At 69.3% G+C, this 22,905-nt stretch carries 23 protein-coding genes and 1 tRNA gene; 7 read left to right on the forward strand and 17 right to left on the reverse strand.

What is annotated here, in order from left to right:
• Window positions 1-34 precede the first annotated feature (34 nt).
• From AB0N82_RS07440 to AB0N82_RS07465, 6 genes are all read right to left on the reverse strand, one after another.
• Window positions 35-982, reverse strand: coding sequence for a hypothetical protein (locus AB0N82_RS07440; RefSeq protein ID WP_363389928.1), 948 nt, complete (start codon window positions 980-982; stop codon window positions 35-37).
• A 137-nt stretch (window positions 983-1,119) separates the two neighbouring features.
• Entirely contained in the window at window positions 1,120-1,725 is a 606-nt protein-coding gene (locus AB0N82_RS07445; protein WP_363389930.1) for an ATP-binding cassette domain-containing protein, read from the reverse strand.
• Window positions 1,716-2,786, reverse strand: coding sequence for a hypothetical protein (locus tag AB0N82_RS07450; RefSeq protein WP_363389933.1), 1,071 nt, complete (start codon window positions 2,784-2,786; stop codon window positions 1,716-1,718). Before AB0N82_RS07450 ends, AB0N82_RS07445 begins: the two co-directional genes overlap by 10 nt.
• A complete protein-coding gene (locus AB0N82_RS07455) occupies window positions 2,776-3,360 on the reverse strand; it encodes a hypothetical protein (protein ID WP_363389936.1) in 585 nt (194 codons plus the stop codon). The genes AB0N82_RS07450 and AB0N82_RS07455 overlap by 11 nt, the downstream gene beginning before the upstream one ends.
• A 53-nt stretch (window positions 3,361-3,413) precedes the next feature.
• Window positions 3,414-3,674: a hypothetical protein gene (locus AB0N82_RS07460; protein ID WP_315994837.1), complete on the reverse strand. Its 261-nt coding sequence runs from the start codon at window positions 3,672-3,674 to the stop codon at window positions 3,414-3,416.
• Between the two features lie 340 nt (window positions 3,675-4,014).
• Window positions 4,015-4,956, reverse strand: coding sequence for a LysR family transcriptional regulator (locus tag AB0N82_RS07465; protein ID WP_363389940.1), 942 nt, complete (start codon window positions 4,954-4,956; stop codon window positions 4,015-4,017).
• A 120-nt stretch (window positions 4,957-5,076) separates the two neighbouring features.
• On the opposite strand from AB0N82_RS07465, the gene AB0N82_RS07470 reads away from it, so the two are divergent.
• The 4 genes from AB0N82_RS07470 (at window position 5,077) to AB0N82_RS07485 (ending at window position 8,564) form a co-directional block, all read left to right on the forward strand.
• Window positions 5,077-6,060: a putative oxygenase MesX gene (locus tag AB0N82_RS07470; protein WP_315994839.1), complete on the forward strand. Its 984-nt coding sequence runs from the start codon at window positions 5,077-5,079 to the stop codon at window positions 6,058-6,060.
• A gap of 20 nt (window positions 6,061-6,080) precedes the next feature.
• Window positions 6,081-7,109: a methionine synthase gene (locus tag AB0N82_RS07475; protein ID WP_315994840.1), complete on the forward strand. Its 1,029-nt coding sequence runs from the start codon at window positions 6,081-6,083 to the stop codon at window positions 7,107-7,109.
• 136 nt (window positions 7,110-7,245) lie between these two features.
• Window positions 7,246-8,286, forward strand: coding sequence for an aldo/keto reductase (locus AB0N82_RS07480; protein WP_363389945.1), 1,041 nt, complete (start codon window positions 7,246-7,248; stop codon window positions 8,284-8,286).
• A 92-nt stretch (window positions 8,287-8,378) separates the two neighbouring features.
• Window positions 8,379-8,564 (forward strand): hypothetical protein, encoded by a 186-nt coding sequence (locus tag AB0N82_RS07485; RefSeq protein ID WP_363389948.1) that lies wholly within the window; start codon window positions 8,379-8,381, stop codon window positions 8,562-8,564.
• A gap of 7 nt (window positions 8,565-8,571) precedes the next feature.
• On the opposite strand, the gene AB0N82_RS07490 is transcribed toward AB0N82_RS07485, so the two are convergent.
• Both AB0N82_RS07490 and AB0N82_RS07495 read right to left on the reverse strand, forming a co-directional pair.
• On the reverse strand, window positions 8,572-9,270 hold the full coding sequence (locus AB0N82_RS07490) for a hypothetical protein (RefSeq protein ID WP_363389951.1): 699 nt from the start codon (window positions 9,268-9,270) through the stop codon (window positions 8,572-8,574).
• Window positions 9,271-9,346: 76 nt separating this feature from the next.
• Window positions 9,347-9,835, reverse strand: a complete 489-nt coding sequence (locus tag AB0N82_RS07495) for an Lrp/AsnC family transcriptional regulator (protein ID WP_315994843.1) — start codon at window positions 9,833-9,835, stop codon at window positions 9,347-9,349.
• Window positions 9,836-9,915: 80 nt separating this feature from the next.
• On the opposite strand from AB0N82_RS07495, the gene AB0N82_RS07500 reads away from it, so the two are divergent.
• The 3 genes from AB0N82_RS07500 to AB0N82_RS07510 all read left to right on the forward strand — a co-directional run bounded on the left by AB0N82_RS07500 (window position 9,916) and on the right by AB0N82_RS07510 (window position 13,767).
• Window positions 9,916-10,845: a DMT family transporter gene (locus tag AB0N82_RS07500; RefSeq protein ID WP_363389954.1), complete on the forward strand. Its 930-nt coding sequence runs from the start codon at window positions 9,916-9,918 to the stop codon at window positions 10,843-10,845.
• A 94-nt stretch (window positions 10,846-10,939) separates the two neighbouring features.
• Window positions 10,940-12,526, forward strand: a complete 1,587-nt coding sequence (locus AB0N82_RS07505; protein ID WP_363389957.1) for a molybdopterin-dependent oxidoreductase — start codon at window positions 10,940-10,942, stop codon at window positions 12,524-12,526.
• Window positions 12,527-12,642: 116 nt separating this feature from the next.
• Entirely contained in the window at window positions 12,643-13,767 is a 1,125-nt protein-coding gene (locus tag AB0N82_RS07510; protein WP_363389960.1) for a PAS domain-containing sensor histidine kinase, read from the forward strand.
• Here the strand turns inward: AB0N82_RS07510 and AB0N82_RS07515 are convergent.
• The 9 genes from AB0N82_RS07515 to topA all read right to left on the reverse strand — a co-directional run bounded on the left by AB0N82_RS07515 (window position 13,756) and on the right by topA (window position 22,882).
• Entirely contained in the window at window positions 13,756-14,334 is a 579-nt protein-coding gene (locus tag AB0N82_RS07515; RefSeq protein WP_363389963.1) for an isochorismatase family protein, read from the reverse strand. The genes AB0N82_RS07510 and AB0N82_RS07515 overlap by 12 nt on opposite strands.
• A gap of 212 nt (window positions 14,335-14,546) precedes the next feature.
• Window positions 14,547-14,942, reverse strand: coding sequence for a hypothetical protein (locus tag AB0N82_RS07520; protein ID WP_315994848.1), 396 nt, complete (start codon window positions 14,940-14,942; stop codon window positions 14,547-14,549).
• A 54-nt stretch (window positions 14,943-14,996) separates the two neighbouring features.
• On the reverse strand, window positions 14,997-15,530 hold the full coding sequence (locus AB0N82_RS07525; RefSeq protein WP_363389967.1) for a hypothetical protein: 534 nt from the start codon (window positions 15,528-15,530) through the stop codon (window positions 14,997-14,999).
• A gap of 123 nt (window positions 15,531-15,653) precedes the next feature.
• Window positions 15,654-15,726, reverse strand: a tRNA-Thr gene (locus tag AB0N82_RS07530).
• Window positions 15,727-15,791: 65 nt separating this feature from the next.
• The gene (gene deoC, locus AB0N82_RS07535; RefSeq protein WP_315994850.1) at window positions 15,792-16,463 is read right to left on the reverse strand and encodes a deoxyribose-phosphate aldolase; all 672 of its coding nucleotides are present in this window, start codon (window positions 16,461-16,463) and stop codon (window positions 15,792-15,794) included.
• 56 nt (window positions 16,464-16,519) lie between these two features.
• Window positions 16,520-18,061, reverse strand: a complete 1,542-nt coding sequence (locus AB0N82_RS07540; RefSeq protein WP_363389970.1) for an alpha/beta hydrolase — start codon at window positions 18,059-18,061, stop codon at window positions 16,520-16,522.
• Entirely contained in the window at window positions 18,058-19,236 is a 1,179-nt protein-coding gene (locus AB0N82_RS07545; protein ID WP_363389973.1) for a DNA polymerase III subunit delta', read from the reverse strand. The genes AB0N82_RS07540 and AB0N82_RS07545 overlap by 4 nt, the downstream gene beginning before the upstream one ends.
• Before the next feature lie 65 nt (window positions 19,237-19,301).
• Window positions 19,302-19,913: a dTMP kinase gene (gene tmk, locus AB0N82_RS07550; RefSeq protein WP_363389976.1), complete on the reverse strand. Its 612-nt coding sequence runs from the start codon at window positions 19,911-19,913 to the stop codon at window positions 19,302-19,304.
• A gap of 59 nt (window positions 19,914-19,972) precedes the next feature.
• The gene (gene topA, locus AB0N82_RS07555) at window positions 19,973-22,882 is read right to left on the reverse strand and encodes a type I DNA topoisomerase (protein ID WP_315994854.1); all 2,910 of its coding nucleotides are present in this window, start codon (window positions 22,880-22,882) and stop codon (window positions 19,973-19,975) included.
• Window positions 22,883-22,905 lie beyond the last annotated feature (23 nt).

A 22,905-nucleotide genomic window follows, 5' to 3' on the forward strand; every position in this document is an offset into this window, starting at 1 on the left:
TGCCCCGCACCGTGACCAGAGGCACCGGCCCTGCCTAACGCTCACGAAAATACGAGAGCGCGCGTCCTGCATCGACCGATGCGACCCCCAACAATGCGCCGCAGAGCGCGCCGGCCATTCCCACGGCTGCGGAGAAAAGGGAGAACTCCATCGCCGGAGGAAAGGCGCCCCTCGCCTGCACCGCGGATAGCGCAGACGTGGCCACGAGCGAGACCGCCGACGAGACCGTCAGCCAGACGCTCGACTCGAGAAGGAGCATGACGCATTGATGAAAGGGGCGGATGCCGATCAGTCGAGCGGCAGCCAGTTCCAAACGCCTGGACCGCACGGCGAAGAAGCCGAGCGATGCCCCCAGAACCACGAGCGATCCCGGTACAAGCACGCTGGCACGTCCGCGATACTTCGCTTCGCCATTGAAGCTCATTCCCATCGACGCGTTGAGCTGACCTACCGTCGGGGGGCCCTGACCCGCGTCGTCTCCTCCCACCACCGTCGAACTGGCTATGGACTGGATGCGGGGCGACTCCGGCCACACGTCCACCCAACATTGATCGAAGATTCCCGAGACGAGAGCCGTCTCGATGGCGGCATAGCCGAGAATCGCCCTTCGACCGTCGTCCGGGTAGGCGAAGGTGCCTGCCAGATGAGCTTCGCCCGTGACGAGCTCCAACCTGGACCTGTCTGCACCGAGGGCTCTCGCCGCCTCTGCGGACAGGAAGACACCATATGCGTCACCCGTATCGGGCCGCAGCATGGGGAGGAGGCCGGGGGTGACATCGAAGGTGGGAAGCTCGACCCCCGGCGTGATGGTCGGCGTGATCTGTCGCGCGGCGGACCGCAGCGCGCCGGCATGACGGACATTGGGTAGATTCGCGAGATTCGCGCACCGCAAGCCGTCGACGCGACCGGCGGCTTCGACCACGATGATGTTGGCGCCCGCGTCACGGTATGTCGCCGACGCAGCGAGGAGATCGGCGGTCACTGCCGCGTTCCATGCCAAGACGACCGAGAGCAACACGCACCAAACAGCGCCGAGAAGGACCGCTCGGGTCGTTCCCGACACCAGGTTTCGCCCCGCTTCGGAACACAGCACTCTCGGCCGGATCGTCGACCCGTCTCTCACGATTGATACCCGGCCAAGTCCAGGACGTCGGTGCAGGAGTCTCGCGTACCCGCATCGTGCGTGGCGATGACCACGATGCATCCTCGTTCCGCCAGGCGTCCCAAGAACTCGTTCACAACGGCGGCCGTTCGCACGTCGAGTTGCGCGGTGGGCTCGTCGACCAGCAGAACGCCGGGCGCTGCGGCGATGGCACGCGCCAGCATCAGACGCTGCGCTTCCCCTCCCGAGAGGTGGCGAAACCGTTCCTCAGCCACGGAGCCCAAAGCGAATTGCTCGAGGAGATCCCGCGCCTTGCCCTCGGCCTCGGCGCGACTGTCGCCACGAGCAAGAAATGCCAACGCGACGTGATCGAGGGCGCGTCTTCCCGGGACCCCGTGGGGATTCTGAAACACCCAGTTCGACGTGGTCGACCTCGCACGGACGACACGCCCGCGGGTCGGTTCGAGATTCCCGGACAGGATGTTCAAGAGGGTGCTCTTCCCGGCACCCGACGGGCCCACGACGGCATAGGTTCGGCCCGGGATCAACTCCACACTGATCGCCGAGAAGAGAGCACGTCCCGTCTCGTATTCATGGCCGACGTCGTCGAGAATCAGGGACATGTCTGCTGATCGTCAGGGGCGATGAGGACCTCCGAGGGGCTCCCCGACGCGAAACTCATCAACGTGTAACCCAGCTCGCTCGTCAGGATCTCTCCTTCGTACGTCTGCACGCCGTCTGAGACGCACCCCTTTCCCGTGCGCGTGCCGAAAATGGCCGACGGAGGGATCCGAGAAACCCGGACCGGGGTCGTTAGCTGGACGTCACCCTTGAGTACAACCGTCTTTGGATCCGCCACGTACGCCTCGAAAGAGGGCGTCTCCGAGATCTCCGGCCACGACTGTCGATCGACGTTCCCCTGCTCATCGACTGCCGCCGAGATGCCGTCGATGACGACGGTCCGCGGCAGGTCAGGCATGACGACCGGCAGAGTGCCAATCCCCAACGCGGACAGGCGAGGCGGGAGCTCCGCCACGACGTCACCCGGATGGACCACGCTTCCCACGGGGACGGGGCAGCTCGCGCCGGTCACCGACTCTTCGGGGAGCCAGACGATGTCGGACGGTGCGATCTCGGTGACAAGGGGAGCATCTGACGCGATCGCGCGCCGCAGACCGTTGAAGAACGCGATGGTCTGCGGCCCCACGACCCCATCGATCGCTCCGCGAAACCCGAGGCTCGCGAACGAGCGCTGGAGCTCGCGGACGTCTCCCCCCTTCGCATCGGCGCCGAGCGGCCGCCATAGCGGATGCGGGGTGTACAGATCGATGAGCGGCGTGCCGTCGACGGCGAAGACCGAGTCGCCGCTGACAATTACCGCCTCGGGCGCACAAGAACTCGAGGTCACGATCCCGCTCGTCTGAACGAGCACCCTCGAGCTGGTGTGGAGCGAGACCTCCATCACCACGGTGTGCCGGTCGGAGAAGTCATCCACCTGAACGTCGTAGCGTTCCACCGCGAACGGGGGCGCAAGGTCGGTAGGTACGGAAAGCCTGCCCTGCACGTATCCGACCGCCGCCCCACAGCCGACCAGAAGGGTCAGCGCGCCAACGAGGATGACGACCCGCTGGCGCTTCTCCGCTGATCGGCTCTTCATGACTCGATCGCACCTCCTACGGCGCACCCATGACGCCCAACGGATCTTGGACACATCGTTGGACGTCATCTGCCGACCAATTCACTCCCGTTTGGTCCGCCAGATCTTTGGCGTATTGCGCCACGGTGTAGGCGACGGCGACGATGTGGTGCCGTTTGAAGCACTCGACCACGATGAGGGATTCGTCTTTGCGCTCGGGATTCCGTCGGATCTGCTCGTAGAGCATCGCAACCGATCCGACGGTCTTCTTTTCACACCCGGGCACCGCGTCGGTCGTCACCTGAGCCTCCGTGAGCTTCCCGTCAGCCCGGACGGAAAACCCGCCATCGGGATCGAGCACGACCGAGACACCGAGGTCCTCCAGGCAGCGGGTGAAATCGTTGCGAAGACCGGCATACTCGGTGTCGGTGATGATGCCGTCGGCGAGGATGTCCCTCTGTGCGGATGTCGTGTCGGGATTCTCGAAGATGCGTGTGAACCAGTCCGACCACGGTCCGTGGAATGCGGGAGAGGTCGCGACGCGGGGCGGCTCGCCCCGATCACTCGACGCACCTGCGTTCGTATCCGGATCGGCGCACGCCGAAAGGACACTGACGCACACCAATCCAATGAGTACCGCCCGAAGAAGCGACCGCTCCCGCACAGCAGGGTTTCTCACACCGTGTGGAAGGCGTAGGTGTACCACACCACGTTCGCGTAGCTCGCGCTCTGCCACGACGTCTGGCCCGTGGGCGCCCAGCGCGCGTAATGGATTGTGCTGCCCTCCTTCACCTGGCTCTGAACGACCTTGTTTGCACAGAATGACGTGCTGTTGACAGCTCGGGACTCGGAGTAATACCCGCACGAGCCGTTGTCCGCGAAAGCGGCGGGAGCGGCGACGAGAGTCGCTCCACTCACTGCGATTGCGATGGTCATCGCGGCCGCGATTCTCGTCGTTAGCTTGATCATGATCGTCCCTCTCCTCCGTTGATGGCGGACGACGTCGAGTCGTCCACGCGCTCAGAGAAGCACCGGAGGACCATGCGGTGCACGGAATGCGTGCTGCGTCATGCGAAGGTGAAGCCAGCGAGCCTGTCCGCTCTCCCGCGCTGGGCACGAGCTGCACATGCGCCTGAATGAGGAGGCGCGCCGCGACAGATCACCCATCTCATCGATCCCGCGGGAGCGGAGATTCGCCCGCCTCGACCACTTCCCGCACAACCGGCGTCCCGGCGCGGAGGTCCTCCCGCATGCGGCGCCAGCCGAAGCCCGCCTCTCAGTCGAGCAGCTCCACCCCGAACTCCGCGACGACCGCGCGCACCTCGCCGAGGTAACGCTGGGCCTGCTCGGTGAGGGGGATGGCGGTGCGGTCGATCCAGCCGATCTCGATCTGCTCGTCGATGTCGAGGGGCACGGCGACGATCTCGGGATCGAGGTCGTCGCTGATGATGCCGGTCGAGATCGTGTAGCCGTCGAGGCCGATCATGAGGTTGAAGATGGTCGCGCGGTCGGACACGCGGATCTCCTGCCGGCTCGACAGCGTCGAGAGGATCTCCTCGGCGAAGTAGAAGGAGTTGTTCGCGCCCTGGTCGAAGGTCAGGCGCGGGAGGTCGACGAGGTCGTCGAGCGTCGCGCGCGGACGGGATGCCAGGGGGTTGCGGCGCGAGACGAAGATGTGGGGAGCCGCGACGAACAGCGGGTGGAAGGCCAGGCCCGAGTCGCGCAGCAGCTTGTCGAGCACGTTGCGATTGAAGTCGTTGCGGAACAGGATGCCGAGCTCGCTGCGGAGGGTGCGGACATCTTCGATGATGTCGAACGTGCGCGTCTCGCGGAGGGAGAACTCGTACTCGGCGGCATCCGTCGCCTTCACCATGCGCACGAACGCGTCGACGACGAACGAATAGTGCTGCGCCGAGACGCCCAGCAGGCGCCGGGAGGGAGGGCGGCCGAGGTAGCGCTGCTCGAGGAGCTCGGCCTGCTCCACCACCTGCCGGGCGTAGCCGAGGAACTCCACGCCGTCATTGGTCAGTGTGATGCCCCGGGCCGAACGCGTGAGCAGGGCGCGGCCGACCCGCGTCTCAAGATCTTTCATCGCGGCCGACATGGTGGGCTGTGCCACGTAGAGCAGATCGGCGGCGGCGGAGATGGACCCCTCGGCCGCGACCTCTATGAAGTACTGCAGCTGCTGCAGGGTGATCCCGCTCGCGCGCTTTGCCATAGGTACAAGCTATATCAGTGCATAGTCGACGGGAATTACCCGATGACCCGGGGGGCGGCGCACGATGGAGGACACCACCGTCCGCGGGCTCATCCGGCCCCCGCACCCGATTGGCCCGTCATGGCGAACGACATCGCGTTCAGCATCACCACCACCCGTTTCGACGAGGATTACGCTCCGGCCGAGTCCTCGCGCGTCACGACGAACTTCGCCAACCTCGCGCGGGGCGAGGGCCGCCAGCAGAACCTCCGCAACGCCCTGTCGATGATGAACCACCGTCTGAACGAGCTCGTGCCCGGCGAGGCGGACCAGTACCGCGTCGAGCTCGACATCGTCTCGGTGCACCTGCGCTTCGCAGACGGGGCCGATGACGAGGAGTTCCCCGTCATCGAGGTGCTCGACGTGAGCATCGTCGACACGCGTACCGGCGAGCGCCACCGCGGCATCGTCGGCAACAACTTCTCGTCGTACCTCCGCGACTACGACTTCAGCGTCGTCCTGCCCGCGGCGAATGCCGGCGGCGCCGGGTTCACGGTGCCGGAGGACTTCGGCATCCTGCACGGGAAGATCTTCCAGCACTTCCTCGACTCCGACGCCTACCGCGAGCGCTTCGCACAGGCTCCGGTGATCTGCATCAGCGTCTCGACGAGCCGCACCTACCGGCGCACGGGGGTCGTGCACCCCGTGCTCGGCGTCGAGTACGAGCAGGACTCCTTCTCGCTGACCGACGACTACTTCGGCCGTATGGGCCTGCAGGTGCGGTACTTCATGCCGCGCGGCAGCGTGGCACCGCTGGCGTTCTACTTCCGCGACGACCTCACTGCGGAGTACTCCGACCTGCAGCTCGCGGGCACGATCGCCACGATGGAGACGTTCCAGAAGATCTACCGCCCGGAGATCTACAACGCCGTCAGCCCCGCGGGCGAGGTGTACCGCCCGACTCTCGACGAGCCCGACTTCGTGCGCACCGGCATCGACTACGACCGCGAGGAGCGCAGCCAGCTCGCCGTGACGCAGGGCCGCTACGCCGAGGAGCACTTCGTGAAGCCCCACCGTCACATCCTCGACGCGTGGGCCGCCGACTACGCCGCACCCGTCCGATGACCACCGAAGGATCCGCCGCCGTGACCACGCTCCTGCCCACCTCGACCGTCGGCAGCCTCCCGAAACCCGCTTGGCTCGCCAAGCCCGAGGTGCTCTGGTCGCCGTGGGAACTCGAGGGCGACGTCCTCGTCGAGGGCAAGCACGACGCCCTCCGCTCGGCGGTGCAGGAGCAGGAGCGCCGCGGCCTCGACATCATCAGCGACGGAGAGCAGACGCGCCAGCACTTCGTGACCACGTTCATCGAGAACCTCGACGGCGTGGACTTCGAGAACCGCGAGACGGTGCGCATCCGCAACCGCTACGACGCCAGCGTTCCGACCGTCGTCGGCGCCGTGAGCCGTCGCGGTCCGGTCTTCGTGGAGGATGCCGCGTTCCTGCGCGCGCAGACCGACCGGCCGATCAAGTGGGCTCTGCCCGGTCCCATGACGATGATCGACACCCTCTCCGACCGTTACTACGGCAGCCGCGAGAAGCTCGCGTGGGAGTTCGCGACCATCCTGAACGACGAGGCGCGCGAGCTCGAGGCCGCCGGCGTCGACATCATCCAGTTCGACGAACCGGCCTTCAACGTCTTCTTCGACGAGATGAAGGACTGGGGTGTCGCCGCCCTCGAGCGCGCCGCCGAGGGACTGCGCGCCGAGACGGCCGTGCACATCTGCTACGGCTATGGCATCAAGGCGAACACCGACTGGAAGGCCACGCTCGGTTCCGAGTGGCGCCAGTACGAGGAGTCGTTCCCCCTGCTGCAGCGCTCGAGCATCGACATCGTCTCGCTCGAGAGCCACCACTCGAACGTGCCGATCGACCTCGTCGAGCTGGTCCGCGGCAAGAAGGTCATGCTCGGCGCCCTCGACGTCGCCAGCGAGCGCATCGAGACGCCCGAAGAGGTCGCCGACACCCTCCGCCGCGCCCTGGAGTTCGTGGATGCCGACAAGCTCATCCCCAGCTCCAACTGCGGCATGGCGCCGCTGCCGCGCCGCGTCGCCTTCGACAAGGTCAGCGCGCTGACCGCGGGAGCCGCACTGCTGCGCGAGGAGCTCGCGGGCTGATTCCGCGACGGGTCGGAAAGCCCCGGCATCCCGGCCCGTCTTCGATCGCCCCCACGCGGAGCCGGTTCCGTCGCGAACGCGGATGTCGTGGCAGAGTCGGAACGATCCCTTCCCCGTTCCGAGGAGCAGCAGTCCCATGCCCATCGCCGCCGATGATCCCCGCCTCGTCTCGCCCTTCGACGCCGCCGCGACCCGCTACGACGACGTGCCGTTCCAGCGCGCCGGCGCCAGCGGCATCCCCCTCCCCCGCATCTCGCTCGGCCTGTGGCAGAACTTCGGCACCGGGCGCACGCTCGACAGCCAGCGCGCGATCCTGCGGCACGCGGTCGACCGCGGCGTCGTGCACATCGACCTCGCCAACAACTACGGCCCGCCCTACGGCGCCGCCGAGGCCACGTTCGGCACGGTGCTCGACAGCGACCTGCGGCGCTACCGCGACGAGCTGTTCCTGTCGACGAAGGCCGGCTACGACATGTGGCCCGGGCCCTACGGCGACGGCGGTTCGCGCAAGTACCTGATGCGCTCCCTCGAGCAGAGCCTCACGCGCATGCGCACCGACTACGTCGACGTCTTCTACTCGCACCGCGTCGATCCCGACACGCCGATCGAAGAGACCGTGCACACCCTCGCCGACATCGTCCGCAGCGGTAAGGCCCTCTACGCCGGCATCTCGAACTACCCCGCCGACCTCACGCGCCGCGCCCACGACCTGCTCGCGGCCGAGGGGGTGCGTCTGTTTATCCACCAGCCGCGATACTCGCTCTTCGACCGCACGCCCGAAGCCGAGCTCTTCCCGACGCTGCGCGAGCTCGCCGTGGGGAGCGCGGTGTTCTCGCCTCTGGCGCAGGGCCTGCTGACCGCCAAGTACCTCGACGGCACCGTGCCCGCCGACTCGCGCGCGGCCGACAGCCGCTTCCTCGACGCATCGGCGCTGACCGACGACTACCTCGAGCGCATCCGCGGCATCGACGGCATCGCTCGCGAGGCCGGGCTGTCGATCCCCCAGCTCGCCGTGGCGTGGGTGCTGCGCGACCCGGTCGTCACCACCGCCATCATCGGCGCCTCGCGCACGAGTCAGATCGACGACGCCGTCGCGGCCAGCACCATGCCGCTGTCGGACGACGTGATCGAGGCCCTCGAGCCCTTCGCCGCCGGCGTGGGCGAACGCATCGCCTGAGCGCACAGCACACCGTCATCCGCGGCGCAAGCGGCATGGCATCCCCCGGTCCGTCGCGTTGGCTGGGACTCCAGCTGACTGAAGGAGGCGCCATGGGTGTTGCACGATGGATCGGAACCGGGGCCGTGGGACTGGCCGGAGCGGTGATCGCGCGGACGGCGATCGGACGCGCGGTCGCCGCCGGGACCGTGGCCTACCGCGTGTGGACCGACCCGAAGGTGCAGAAGGTGCGTCGTCGGGTGGTGGCGAAGCTCGCGAAGCAGCGCCGCACGCGCTGACAGCGCCTCACCGCCCGGGAATCAGCCCGAGGATGACGCAGGCGACGCCGGCGACGCCGAGGACCACCGCGTACAGCGCGCGGTGGTCCTTCTCGATCAGCCGCACGTAGACGCCGTTCACCCGCGCCGCCGTCGTGGGGAAACGCGTCCATGCCGTCGCAAGCAGGACGAAGGGGGCGGCGAGCGCCGCGAGGAACACGGCGTACGCCAGCCACCGCAGGAGCGGGTGATCGCTGACCCCATCGGCCACGCGGCCCGTCATGTACATGATCGGCAGCGTGGTGAATCCCACGATCGAGCAGCTGACGCCCAGCACGTACGAGCTCCAGCCATGGGCGTGCGACGACGCGGTCGTGCGGTGCGGTGGGCGCGCGGGTCGTCGGACCCTCCAGATCCCCATCGCGATCGCGCCGGCGAGGAACACCGCACCGGCCGCGAGGTCGACCCGGCGATCGAGCACCGCTTCGGTCGTGCCGCGTTCCGCCGCCGCGACGAACTCGGTCGGGTCGAAGCTCTGCAGCACGAGGTAGAGCACGGTGGCGCCGGTCGCGAGACCCGCGACCATCCACCCGACGCGCGCGCCGACCCGGGTGTTCTGCGCGAGGGCATCCGCCGTCGCGGCGTAGAGCGCCGGGTTGAGGCCGAGAGTCACCCCGAGACCGACCATCGTGGTCAGGGCCGCCGTCCAGCGCGCGAGGTCATCCACGTCGCGGGGCTCCTCTCAGAGGGTCAGGGCCCTGGTGACGCTCGGGCGGGATCGTCACATCGTAGCGAGGCACGCGTCAGTGGCTGTCCGACGAGCGCGCACCCCCGACGGGGAGCGGCGAGAGCGGCTTGGTGACGCCGAAGGCGAACGTGGTGTCGATCGACGAGAGGGAGGGGATCGCGCGCAGGTGCTCGCGCAGCAGGCGTTCGTACGCCTCGAAGGTCGGTGTGACGATGCGGACGAGGTAATCCCAGTCGCCGGCGAGAAGGTGCGCCTCGACGATCGACGGGATCGCGCGCAGTCGCTCCTCCACGGCATCCACCGTCGCCCCTTCGTGCGAGGCCAACCGCAGGCGGACGAACGCCGTGATCTCGAGATCGACGGCCTTCGGTGACACGACCGCGCGGTAGCCCGAGATGACCCCCGCCTCCTCGAGCCGGCGCACACGACGCAGACACGGCGAGGGCGAGAGGCCGACCCTGTCCGCCAGGTCTTGATTGGTGAGGCGGCCGTCGCGCTGCAACTCGGAGAGAATGAGGCGGTCGATCTCGTCGAGGGCGTCCATCCGGCAGATTCTGCCAAACCAGACCCGGTACGAGCAATATTCGCAATCCTCTGCGCCCATGTTGTTCCTACGCTCGCAACGTGACCACCTTCGCCCTGCCCCGCCCGTCGGCGCTCTCGCGACGCACTGTGGTCGGGATCGCGGCCGTGACCGCCGTCGTCTGCCTGTGGTCGTCGTTCGCGCTGTCGACACGGGCGCTCGAGGCGACGGGGATGAGCATCGGCGACGCTGCGATCGTGCGATTCGGCGTCCCCGCCCTCGTGCTCTCCCCCTGGATCCCCCGCACGCTCCGCCGCCTCCGCGGCGAGCCCACGACGGTCATCGCCCTCGTCCTGCTCGCAGGGCTGCCGCACTTCCTCCTCTTCGCCTGGGGCGCGCACCTCACCTCGGCCGCTCTGACCGGCCTCCTCGTCCCCGGCACGGTCCCCCTCTTCGTGACGATCCTGCTCTTCCTGCACCGGCGGACGACGGTGTCTCGGACCCGGCTCATCGCCCTCGCGGCGATCGTCGCGGGAGTCGCGGCGAGCGCCGTCCTCATGGGAGGGGTGGCGGATGCCGGGGGCATCGCGGTTCTGCTCGCGGCCGGTCTCGTGTGGGCGGCGTACACGCTCGGGCTGGGGCGGACGCGACTCGACCCGGTCGGGGTCATCGCGCTCGTCTCCGTCGTGTCGCTCGTCGCCGCTCTCGCGCTCACCGCCACCGGTGCGATGCCGTCGCACCTGTTCGACGGACGCGTCGACGTCTCCGCCTGGGTGGCCTACGGCCTCGTGCAGGGCGTCGGAACGGGGCTCCTCTCGACCGCCTGCTACGTCGTCGCGGTGAAGAACCTCGGCAGCAGCATCCCCGCCGCCGCCGGGGCCCTGAGCCCCGTGCTGACCGCCCTCGTCGCGGTCCCCCTCCTCGGCGAGCAGATCTCCCCCGGGCTCGTCGTCGCGCTGGTGCTGATCGTCACCGGGGTGGCCGCTTTCGCCCTCGCCCCCGCACGGACGACCTCGCCGCCGCCGCCCTGACGGCACCCGGCCCCGGCGGCATCCGATTCCGCTCCGGCTCCGAACAAAGGACGAGGCAGGCTCGCGCGTGCGCGGTGCCGGAAACGAGGATGCCATGACCACCGACACCACGGCACGCACCGCCGAGACCACGAAGGTGCGCCAGCCGCACGCCTGGATCTGGGCCGCCCTGGCCGGAATCGTGTCGGCGGCGACGTTGCTGGCGGTCGCCGAACTGTTCGCCGCCCTCGTGGCGCGCTCCGCGAGCCCCGTGCTGGCCGTCGGCTCGTTCATCGTCGACGTCGTGCCGCGCCCCCTGAAGGAGCTCGCGATCACGCTGTTCGGCGAGACCGACAAGATCGCGCTGCTCGTGGGCGTCGGCCTCGGTGCGGTCGTCGCCGCCGCCGTGGCCGGGGTGCTGCAGTACAGGTTCCGACCGGTGGGCGCCGTGCTGCTCGGGATCGGCGGCGTGCTCGCCACCGCCGCGATCATCACCCGCGCAGGCGCCGGAGCCCTCTCGTGGCTGCCGCCGGTGCTCGGCACCGTGGCCGGTGTCGTCATCCTCATCCTCACGATCGCTCGCCTGAAGCGCTGGGTCGCCGCGGCCGATGACCGCGACCTCGACGGGGTGCGCGCCGGGCGTCGTCAGTTCCTCCTGCTCACCGGATTGACCGCCGTCGGCGCCGTCGTCGTGGGTGTGGGCTCCCGTATCCTCAACGCCACGACCTCCTCCGTCGCCGCTGCGCGCGACGCTCTGCGCCTGCCCGCGCCGCGCACCACGGTCACCGTGCCGGAGGGCGCGAACTGGGAGGTCGATGGACTGAGCCCGATTATCACGCCCAACAGCGACTTCTACCGCGTGGACACCGCTCTGACGGTCCCCAACGTCGACCCCACCACCTGGCGCCTGCAGATCGACGGCATGGTCGACACCCCCGTCGAGCTCAGCTTCGACGATCTCGTGAACATGGGCCTGAACGAGTACGGCGTCACCCTGACCTGCGTCTCGAACGAGGTCGGCGGAAATCTCGTCGGCAACGCGATCTGGACCGGCGTTCCGATCCGCGACGTGCTGCGTATGGCGGGCGTCCAGTCGGACGCCGACATGGTGCTCTCCGAGAGCGTCGACGGGTACACGGCATCCACTCCCCTCAGCTCACTGACCGACGACAACCTCGACGCCATCTTCGCGGTCGCCATGAACGGCGAGCCCCTGCCGTTCGAGCACGGCTTCCCCGTGCGCATGGTGGTGCCGGGCCTGTACGGCTACGTCTCGGCGACGAAGTGGGTCACGAAGCTGACGGTGACCCGCTTCGACAAGGACGAGGCGTACTGGACGCCCCGTGGCTATGCGGCGCAGGCGCCCATCAAGATGTCGTCGCGCGTGGACACGCCCAAGATCGGCGCGCCCGTGCCCGCCGGTACCGTGGTCATCGCGGGGATGGCATGGGCCCAGCCCATCGGCGTGCAGAAGGTCGAGGTGCAGATCGACAACGGCGACTGGCAGGAGACGCAGCTCTCGACGCCGATCAACGATCAGTCGTGGGTGCAGTGGCGCCTCGAGTGGACCGCCGAGGCTGGCAGCCACTACATCGCCGTGCGCGCGACCGACAAGCAGGGCAACGTGCAGATCCAGGAGCAGGCTCCCATCGCGCCCGACGGCTCGAGCGGATGGCAGCGCACGCTCGTGACCGTCTCGTGACCGTCTCGTGATCGGGCGGAGTCGGCGAGCGGATGTCAATCGCTGTCGCTCCCGGCCGGTGACGGGCATGATCGAGCCATGCCTTCAGCAAGCATCCCCGCCCGCTTCCGTGCCGCATGAGCACCGTGCCCGATGAGCCGTCGACCCTGCCCGCCACCCCGGGGGTGATCCCCGACCACCCGCTGACGAGCATCCGTCGCTCGATCCCGCGCGACTGGGACGAGCAGGTCGACCTGTTCGCGATCGTCAAGCTGGACAGCGGCGGGTTCGTCCGCGGGTGGAACCTGGGTGCGGAGCTCATTAAGGGCTACACCGAGGACGAGATCCTCGGCTCCCATTTCTCGCGCTTCTACCGCGAGGAGGCTCAGCGCCGCGGTGTGCCCGATCAACTGCTCGCCGCCGCTCAGCGCGACGGCCACGTCGAGGACACGGGCTGGCGCGTGCGCAGCGACGGCACCGAATTCTGGGCGCGCGTGACCATCTCGGCCATCCGCAACGATCAGGGTCAGGTCCTCGGTTTCGTCAAGATCGTGCGCGACCTCACGAGCGAGAAGCAGGCGGCCGACGAGCGCGCCTCCCTCCAGAGGACCTTCGCCCACGACCTCCTCTCCCCCGTCACCGCGCTCCGCGGCTACCTCGACCTCATCGCCGACGAACTGCCGCCGGATCACCGCCTCCTGCGCCTCGCCGGCGACGCGAGCGACCACATCGTCGCCATGGCCCAGGCGCTCATGGCCGACGTCACCTCGTCCGCCGAGCGCGGTCGCCGCCGGGCGACCCTCGACCTCGTTGCGCGCGGCGCCGTCGCCCTCGTGCTCCCGGGCGAGCTCGGCCGCGTCCGGTTCGGCACCATGGATGCCATCCCCGTCCGCGCCGACGTGTTGGGACTGCGACGCGCGATCGCCAACGTGCTCGAGAACGCGGCGAAGTACTCCGACGACGTCATCGAGCTCGACGCCTTCGAGACCGACGAGGGCGCGGCCGTCCGCGTGCGCGACCACGGTCGTGGCATCCATCCCGACGATCTCGCGACGATCGTCGAGGAAGGCCGCCGAGGGCGCTTCGCGGTCACGACGGACGGCGGCCAGGGGATCGGCCTGTCGAGCGTGCACCGCGTCGTCGCCGAGCACGGGGGGAGCCTGCGCATCACGAGCACCCCGGGCGAGGGCACGACGGTGACCCTGACGATTCCCCGCGCCGACGACGACGAACCCGTCGTCCGCGACGACTCAATCGACTGAGCGGGCCAGCACCGTGCCGGCGGCCTCGATCTCGCGGAGGGCCTCGGCACTCGAATCGGGGTGCACCCCGGCGATCAGGTCGGTGAGCACCCGCACGCCGCGACCCGCCGCGACCGCGTCGAGAGCGGAGGCGCGGACGCAGTAATCGGTCGCGATGCCGACGATGTCGATGTCGCGGATGCCGTGCGACTCGAGGATCTGCGCGGCGGTCTCGCCGTCGTCGGACACCCCCTCGAACAGCGAATAGGCGGGCTTGCCCTGCCCCTTCTTCAGGTGGTGGGTGACGCGTTCGGTGTCGAACACCTCGTCGTAGTCGGCGCCGTACGTGCCGCCCACGCAGTGCACCGGCCAGGTGTCGACGAAGTCGGGGGTCGCGGAGAAGTGCCCGCCGTTGTCGTCGTCGCCGTGGTGCCAGTCGCGCGAGGCCACCACCACCGCGTAGTCGTCGGCGTGCGCCTCGAGATAGCGCGAGATGCGGGCGGCGACCTCGTCGCCGCCCTCCACGCCCAGCGCCCCGCGCTCCGTGAAGTCGTTCTGGACGTCGACGATGAACAGGGCGCGGCTCATGAGGCGAGCCTACGCGCGTCGGGCGGGCCGCGGATCGCGTGCGGCGTGGCTCCGTGAGGTGCGGCGCGAGCTGCCGACGGGCGGGCGCGGGCGGGCGAGGCCGGGCGCGGGCGGTCACGGGACGAGCCCGGGTGGCCGGGCCTCCCGGAGGGGTCGCGTCATCCGCGAGTGGTCCTGGGGCGCGCCCGATGACCGGGCGGGGAGGAGTCGGGTCACCCGCGGGCGAACAGCAGCACGATCGAGACGACGAACGCCACCGCGCCCAGTGTCAGGACGCCGGCGGAGAGCAGCGAGAGGAACCGCACCACGGGCGAGGACCGCGTGAGCCGCATGCGGTGCGACGCACCGCGGCGGTAGAAGATGTCGGCCATGTCGGCCGCGCCGATCTTCGCGTCGTCGTGCGCCGACAGGGGCGCCTCGTTGACGCCGCCGCCGTCGTCGAACCAGCGCACGACACGTCCGCCGTCGACCGGTTCGACCACGGCCCGAGCCGGAGACCACGTGCCGTCGAGCAGAAGGAGGACCACCGCCGCGAAGGCCAGGACGAGCCCCCCGCCCAGCCCGACCCACGTGAAGATCTCGATGAGGGCATCGAGGGCGTTCGACACGGGTGCTCCTGCAGGCTGACGACGCGTCACGCGGACGCGGAACGGCTCTCCAGCCTATCGGCCCGTGAAGGGCGCTCTTCGGCCTTCCAGGGCCTCCAGACGGCGCGTGGCGACGAAGGCGACGATGAGCGGTACGGCGGCCACCAGGCCGAACGAGATGTCGATCAGCTGCCAACCGAGCGGCAGCCCGCGCAGCGCCCCCGCGATGAGGGCGAGGGGCACGATGCCGGCGCACGCGATCAGCCCCCACACCGTGATCCAGACGTTGCGCACGGGGTCGAAGAGCGGCCCCACGAACGCGACGGCGATGAGCAGGTGCGCGAACGCCAGCCAATCGGTGCCGTAGGCGATGAACGGGAACGCCGCAGCCGTGGCATCCAACCCCTCCCCCACCCGGTCCACCCAGCCCGTGAAGGCGGGGGCGGATGCCGCGACACCCGTGGATCGCAGAACCTCTCGAGCGAGGGCGAGCTCCTCCCGCAGCGGGAACGCGGTGACACCGCTGACCACGAGACCCGCGATGACCACGCCGAGACACAGACGGATGACGCGACGCAGACCCCTCGCGTCCGAGACGAGTGCGGTCACGGTGCCCCCTTCGGGGCGCGTCGCCCCTGCGCCGACCATACGGCCGCGGCCGACAGCCCACGCGCACTCGTCTCGACGACGAAGAAAGGCCCCCACCCGGTGGAAGCGGGTGGGGGCCTTCGGAGCCGCCTAAGGGAATCGAACCCTTGACCTATTCATTACGAGTGAATCGCTCTGCCGTCTGAGCTAAGGCGGCATGTGCGCGCTGTCGCGTGCACGATCATCGATCTTACATGCTCCAGCGGCCCTCGCGGTACGCGGTCAGTAGTCGCCCGTCGCGGAGCGGTCGGCCAGGATGTCCCGGCTCGACGACAGGCCGAGACGCGAGGCGCCCGCGGCGATCATCTCTTCGGCCGCGGCGCGCGTGCGGACGCCGCCGGAGGCCTTGACTTCGGCGCGGTCTCCGACCGTGCGCTTCATCAGCTGCACCGCGTGAACGGTCGCGCCGCCGGCGGGGTGGAAGCCCGTCGAGGTCTTGACGAAGTCGGCTCCCGCCGCGACCGCGGCCTCGCACACGGCCACGATCGCCTCGTCCGACAGGGCGGCGGACTCGATGATGACCTTCAGGACGGTAGGCGCCGGCGCCGCGGCGCGGACGGCGCGGATCTCGGCCTCGACGACCTCGTAACGCCCCTCGATGGCGGCGCCGATGTCGATGACCATGTCGATCTCGTGCGCGCCCTGGGCGACCGACAGCGCCGCCTCGGCGGCCTTGACCTCGGCGTGGTGCTTGCCGCTGGGGAAGCCGCACACGACGGCCAGTTTGAGACCCTCCGGCAGCTGGACCGGGAGGAACGACGGCGAGAGGCACACGCTGTAGGTCCCGAGCTCGGCGCCCTCGGCGATGATGCGCTCGACGTCGGCGCGGGTGGCCTCGGGCTTGAGCAGCGTGTGGTCGATGTAGCTCGCCAGGTCGGCGATGGGCGCGGTCATAGGGGTCTCCTCCGGATGTGACGGATCAAGCGTAGGCGCACGACGTCGCCATGGGGCTACTCGCAGCGCAGATCGGGGCCGGGCACGGTGCCGTCGACGAGGTAGTCGTCGACCGCGCCGTTCACGCAGTCATCGCCCTTGTTGTAGGCCAGGTGGCCCTCGCCGACGTAGGTGACGAGGACACCCTGCGAGAGCTGATCGGCGAGCGCCTGGGCCTCGGCGTAGGGCGTGGCCGGGTCTCCTGTCGTGCCGAGCACCAGGATGGGCGGCGACCCCGGGGCCGTGATGGCCGCCGGCCGGCCCGTCGACGGCGCCGGCCAGGCCGCGCACGCGTCGGGCCCCACCCAGTAGGGCGCGACGACCGGAGCCTTCTGCTCCAGCTCCTGCTGCAACGCCGTCTCATCGGCGTCGTCCTCGCGGGGGTAGTCGACGCAGTTGTAGGCGCGCAGGGCCTGCATGGTGTTGTCGGTGTACTGCCCGTCGACGCGGCCATTGTAGAAGTCGGCGAGCTGGAAGGCGACGGAGGCGTCGCCGTTCTGCACGTCGGCGAGGGCCACGCGCAGATACGGCCAGTTCTGGTCGCTGTACAGCGCGGCGACGATGGCCGTCAGCAGCGTGTCGGCGCCGAGGAGGCGTCCGTCGGAGCCCGCGAGAGGGCGGGCGTCGGCGCGGGCGAGCAGCGAGGCCACGTCATCCATCGCATCGTCGACCGACCCCGAGAACGGGCACTCCGAGGTGCGCAGGCAATCGGCCATGAACGCACGCAGCGCGTTCTCGAAGCCGACCGCCTGGGCGATTCCGCTCTCGCTCCCGGCAAGGCTCGGATCGATACCGCCGTCGAGCACCATGCGCCCCACGCGCTCCGGGAAGAGCCCGGCGTAAGTCGCACCGAGCAGGGAACCATACGAGAAGCCGAGGTAGCTGAGCTTCTCATCGCCGAGGACGGCGCGCAGCAGATCCATGTCGCGCGCGGCGTTCTCCGTGGAGATGTAGGGCAGGATGCCGTCGCTCCCCGCCTCGCAGGCCTTCGCGAAGTCCGCCTGCCGCTGCTCGAGGGCCGCGTTGCGCTCGTCGCTGCCGCGCGCGCCCGGCGGGACGTCGTACAGGTAGGCATCCATTCCGGCGGCGTCGTAGCACGACACCGCCGTCGACCGGCCCACGCCGCGGGGGTCGAACCCGATCACGTCGAAGGATCGCGTCAGCGCCTCGTCGGCGACGAGCGACAACGAGTCGCGGACGGTGTCGACGCCGCTCACCCCCGGGCCGCCCGGGTTGGTCAACAGCGACCCGAGCGGTTCGCCGGAGGTCGCGCGGTGCCGGATGACCGCGAGCTGCAATTCACCCGCAGAGGGGTCGGAGTAGTCGCGCGGGGCGGTGACGGTGGTGCAGTCGAAGCCGGCGCTGCCGCACGCGGTCCAGGTCAGTGTCTGGCCGTAGTAGGGCAGCAGAGCGGCATCGATGCCCTCCGTCTGAGGGGCGAGGGAGCGACCGCCGTCGGGGGCCATGGGCGGGATCTGCGCATAGAGGCAGCCCGTCAGTGCCAGCGCGACGCCCACGAGACCCGCGACCAGCGCGGTCAGACGCCGTCGCACGCTCACGGGGCCGAACCGTTCGCCACGGTGATCATGAGACTCTCCAGGGCGAGCAGCGGCGCGGCGTTCTGCTCGAGGTTGCGGCGGGTCGCCGAGATGCGATCGAGGACGCCGAGGCTGCGCGCGGGCGTCCATTGCGTCGCCAGCGCGCGCAGAGCGTCGAGGCGTTCGACGTTGACCAGGTCGGCCTCGCGGCCGTATTGGACCATCACGACATCGCGGAACAGGGATTGCAGATCGGTGAGCACACGATCGATGCCGTCGCGCAGGCTCCGCGTGGCACGGCGCTTCTGATCGTCTTCCAGCGCGTTCACCTGCCCCCGCACCGAGGGCGGGACCGCGGCCCCCTCGGCCACCCCGAGCATGCGCAGCAGAGCACGTCGCTCCTCCTCGTCGCGAGTGGCGGTGAGCGCCTTGGCGTCCTCCGTGGCCAGGCGCACGATCTGCCCCGCGACCTCGACGGCGTCGCCGATCCCCCGCACGGCCAGCACGGCCGCGAGGGTCTCGGCGCGCCGCGCCCGGGCATCGTCGTCGGTGGCCAGACGCTGCGCCATGCCGATGTGCCTCTGCGCGTGACGCGCCGACTCTTCGGCCACGTCGGGCGTGACCCCGGTGCGTTCGACGATGAGACCCGCGACATCGGCCACGGAAGGTTCCCGCAGCCGAAGAACGCGCACCCGCGAGCGGATGGTGGGCAGCAGATCGGCGTCACTCGGGGCGCAGAGCACCCAGACGGTCTTCTCCGGCGGCTCCTCGAGAGCCTTCAGCAGCACGTTCGACGTGCGCTCGGCCATGCGATCGGCGTCCTCGACGACGATGACGCGGTGCCGACCGAGCGAGGGCGCGAAGGACGCGCGCTCGACGAGACGGCGCGCCTCGTCGATGCGGATGACGACCTGCTCCGTCCGCAGAGCGGTGAGATCGGGGTGCGTCCGCGCGAGCACCTGATGCTGCGCCCGCTCGTCGTCCGGGTCGGCGATGAGCTCCGCGGCGAACGCGTAGGCGAGCGTCGAACGCCCCGAACCGGGCGGCCCGGTGATGAGCCACGCGTGAGCGAGCGCGGAGGGGTCGGATGCCGCATGGCGCAGGGCAGCGACGGCCTCGTCCTGACCCCACACGGCGTCCCACGGGAAGGGGGCCGCGCCGGCGGCCCGCGGAGACGGCTCGAGCGCGACGGACATGCGTTCCAGCCTAATCCCGGGGTCGGACAGCGCTGCTGAGCATCGACTGTCGGTGCGCGTCCGGCTCAGCGGAACCGCGCGACGACGGCGTCCCGTACCCGTGCGGCCAGGACCTCGGGCGTCTGCGTCGCGTCGAGGACGACGAACCGATCGGGCTCGCGTTGCGCGAGGGCCAGGAAACCCTCGCGGACTCGGGCATGGAAGTCGTTCTTCTCCGCCTCGAGCCGATCGAACGGCTTGTCATCGGCGTCGAGCCGCTGACGCGCGGCTGTCGGGTCGAGGTCGAGCAGCACGGTCAGGTCGGGGAGCAGGCCTCCGGTCGCCCACAGCGACAGCGCTCGCACGTCATCGGGGTCGAGCACCCGGCCCGCACCCTGATAGGCCACCGACGAGTCGAGATAACGGTCCTGGATGACGACATCGCCACGGGCGATGGCCGGCTGCACGACGGTCTCCACATGGTGCGCCCGATCGGCGGCGTACAACAGCGCTTCGGCACGCGCGGCGATGTGACCGCGGTGGTGCAGGACGATCTCGCGAATGCGCACGCCCACCTCGGTGCCGCCCGGCTCGCGCGTGCGCACGACGGTGCGCCCGTCGCCCGTGAGCCACTCCTCGAGCATTGACGCCTGGGTCGTCTTGCCCGCGCCGTCTCCCCCCTCGAAGGTGACGAACAAGCCGGGACCCCCGGCCGACGCCGCCCGAGGGGCGTGCAGCGGCCGAGGCTCGAGGCCGGTCACGAGTTCTTCGCCGGGGCCTTGCGGGTGGTCGAGGTCGTCTTGGCCGCGGTGGTCTTGGCCGTCGTCGTCTTGGCTGCCGTCGTCTTGGCAGCCGTGGTCTTGGCAGCCGTCGTCCGCGTCGCGGTCGTCTTGGCGGCGGCCGTCTTCGTCGTGGCGGTCTTGGTCGCCGTGGTCTTGGCCGCCGTGGTCTTGGCAGCGGCGGTCTTGGCGGCCGTCGTCTTGGTGGCAGCCGTCTTCCGCGCGGTGGTCGTCTTCTTGGGTGCCGGTCCCTTGGCGCGCTTGTCGGCGATCAGCTCCACCGCGCGCTCGAAGGTGATCTCCATCGCGTTCTCGCCGCGGGGAACCGTGGCGTTCGTCTCCCCGTCGGTGACGTACGGCCCGAAGCGACCGTCCTTGAGCTTGATCGGCTTCCCGCTCACCGGATCGGCATCGAACTCCTTGAGCGCGCTCGACGCGCGACGCGCGCCGTACTTCGGCTCGGCGTACTTCGCCAGCGCCTCCTCGAGGGTGATGTCGAAGATCTGCTGCTCGTTGTCGAGCGACCGCGAATCGGTGCCCTTCTTCAAGTACGGACCGAAGCGACCGTTCTGCGCGGTGATCTCGTCACCCGTCGACGGGTCGGCGCCCACGACGCGCGGAAGGGAGAGCAACTGCAGGGCGGCGTCGAGCTCGATGGTGTCGACCGACATCGACCGGAACAGCGACGCCGTGCGGGGCTTCGGGGCCGCCTCCTTCTTCGCACCGCGCTTCTTCGGGGCCTCGACGACCTCCCCCGTGGCCTGATCGACCTCTTCGGGCTCCTCGGCGTCGACCTCCTGCACGTAGGGGCCGAAGCGACCGTCCTTGACGACGACGAGCTTGCCGTTCTCAGGGTTCTCCCCCAGCACGCGGTCGCCGGCGACGGGCGCGTCGATCAGCTCCCGGGCCTTTTCGGGGGTGAGCTCGTCGGGCGCCAGGTCTTCCGGAATGTTCACGATCCGCGGCTTGGCCTCGGCGTCGCCCGAGGGGTCGGCGACCTCGAGGTAGGGACCGTACTTGCCGAACCGCAGCGTCGCCGTGTCGGTGATGCGCGTCGAGTTGAGCTCGCGGGCATCGATCTCGCCGAGGTTGTCGACGATGTGACGCAGGCCGACCTGCTTCTCCGACCCGAAGTAGAACGACTTGAGCCACTCGGTGCGGCGCTGCTCGCCGCGGGCGATCGCGTCGAGGTCGTCTTCGAGTGCTGCCGTGAAGTCATAGTCGACGAGGTCGGCGAAGTGCTCCTCGAGCAACCGCACCACGCTGAAAGCGAGCCAGCTCGGGACGAGCGCCTGCCCCCGCTTGGTGACGTAGCCGCGGTCGAGGATCACGCCGATGATGCTCGCGAAGGTCGACGGGCGACCGATGCCCTTCTCCTCCAGCGCCTTGACCAGGCTCGCCTCGGTGTATCGCGGCTTGGGAGAGGTGCTGTGCCCCTTGGGCTCGACGTCGCTCATCGAGAGCTCGTCGCCCACCGCGACGGCAGGCAGCGACTGGTCGGCGTCGTCGTCATTGCGCTTCTCGTCGGCGCCTTCTTCATAGGCCTCCAGGAAGCCCTTGAAGGTGTAGACGGTCCCGGATGCCGTGAACTCGGCGACCTGCGCGGCGGCCTGCACCGTGAGGGTGACCGTCGTCGTCTCGTACTTGGCATCCGCCATCTGGCTGGCGACGGTGCGCTTCCAGATGAGGTCGTAGAGCTTCTGCTCGTCGCGGTCGAGCGACGAGGCCAGCGAAGCAGGGGTGCGGAAGGTCTCGCCCGAGGGGCGGATGGCCTCGTGCGCCTCCTGGGCGTTCTTCGACTTGCTCTTGTAGACGCGGGGGTTCGCGGGGACGGCCTTGTCGCCGTACAGAGCCACGGCCTGCGCGCGGGCGGCCGAGATGGCCTGTCCCGACAGCGCGACCGAGTCGGTTCGCATATAGGTGATGAAGCCCTTCTCGTACAGACGCTGCGCCACGCCCATGGCGTGCTTCGCGCTCATCGAGAGCTTGCGACCGGCCTCCTGCTGCATGGTGGACGTCGTGAAGGGCGCGCGAGGGCTGCGGGTACCCGGCTTCGCCTCGACCTTCGACACCGTGGCGCGACCGGCGGCGGTGATCGCGTCGGCCAGCGCACGGGCGGCCGCCTCATCGAGCACCACGACGGCCTTCTTGAGCTGACCGTTGTCGTCGTAGTCCCCACCGCGGGCGATGGGAGCCCCATCGAGACGGTTCAGTCGCGTGGTGAACGACGAGCCCGACCGCGAGGCGAGCGCTTCGACGTCCCAGTACGACGCCGACACGAACGCCATGCGCTCGCGTTCGCGCTCGACGACCATGCGCGTGGCGGCCGACTGCACGCGGCCGGCGCTCAGCGCCGTGCCCTCGCGACCGGAACCGACCTTGCGCCAGAGCACCGGCGAGACGTCCCAGCCGTAGAGGCGGTCGAGGACGCGACGCGTCTCCTGTGCGTCGACGAGCGAGACGTCGAGGTCGCGCGTGTGCTCCGCCGCGTCACGGATGGCGTCCTTGGTGATCTCGTGGAAGATCATGCGGCGGACGGGGACCTTGGGCTTGAGGACCTCGAGCAGGTGCCACGCGATGGCTTCGCCTTCGCGGTCACCATCAGTGGCGAGCAGGACTTCGTCGGCGGTCTTCAGCGCGCGCTTGAGCTCGGCGACCGTCTTCGTCTTGCGATCGTTGACCACGTAGAAGGGATCGAAGTCGTTCTCGACGTCGATGGAGTACTTGCCGTACGCCGCCTTCTTGTCGGCCGGGATCTCTTTCTTCGACGCGAGGTCGCGGATGTGACCGACCGAGCTGAGCACCTCGTAGTCGTCGCCGAGGTATCCCTGGATCGACTTCATCTTCGTCGGGGACTCGACGATGACGAGCTTCTTTCCGTTTGCCACTGGGGTCCTTTCTTCGATGCACA

This window comes from Microbacterium sp. NPDC089186 (assembly GCF_040685115.1).
GTDB lineage: Bacteria > Actinomycetota > Actinomycetes > Actinomycetales > Microbacteriaceae > Microbacterium > Microbacterium galbum.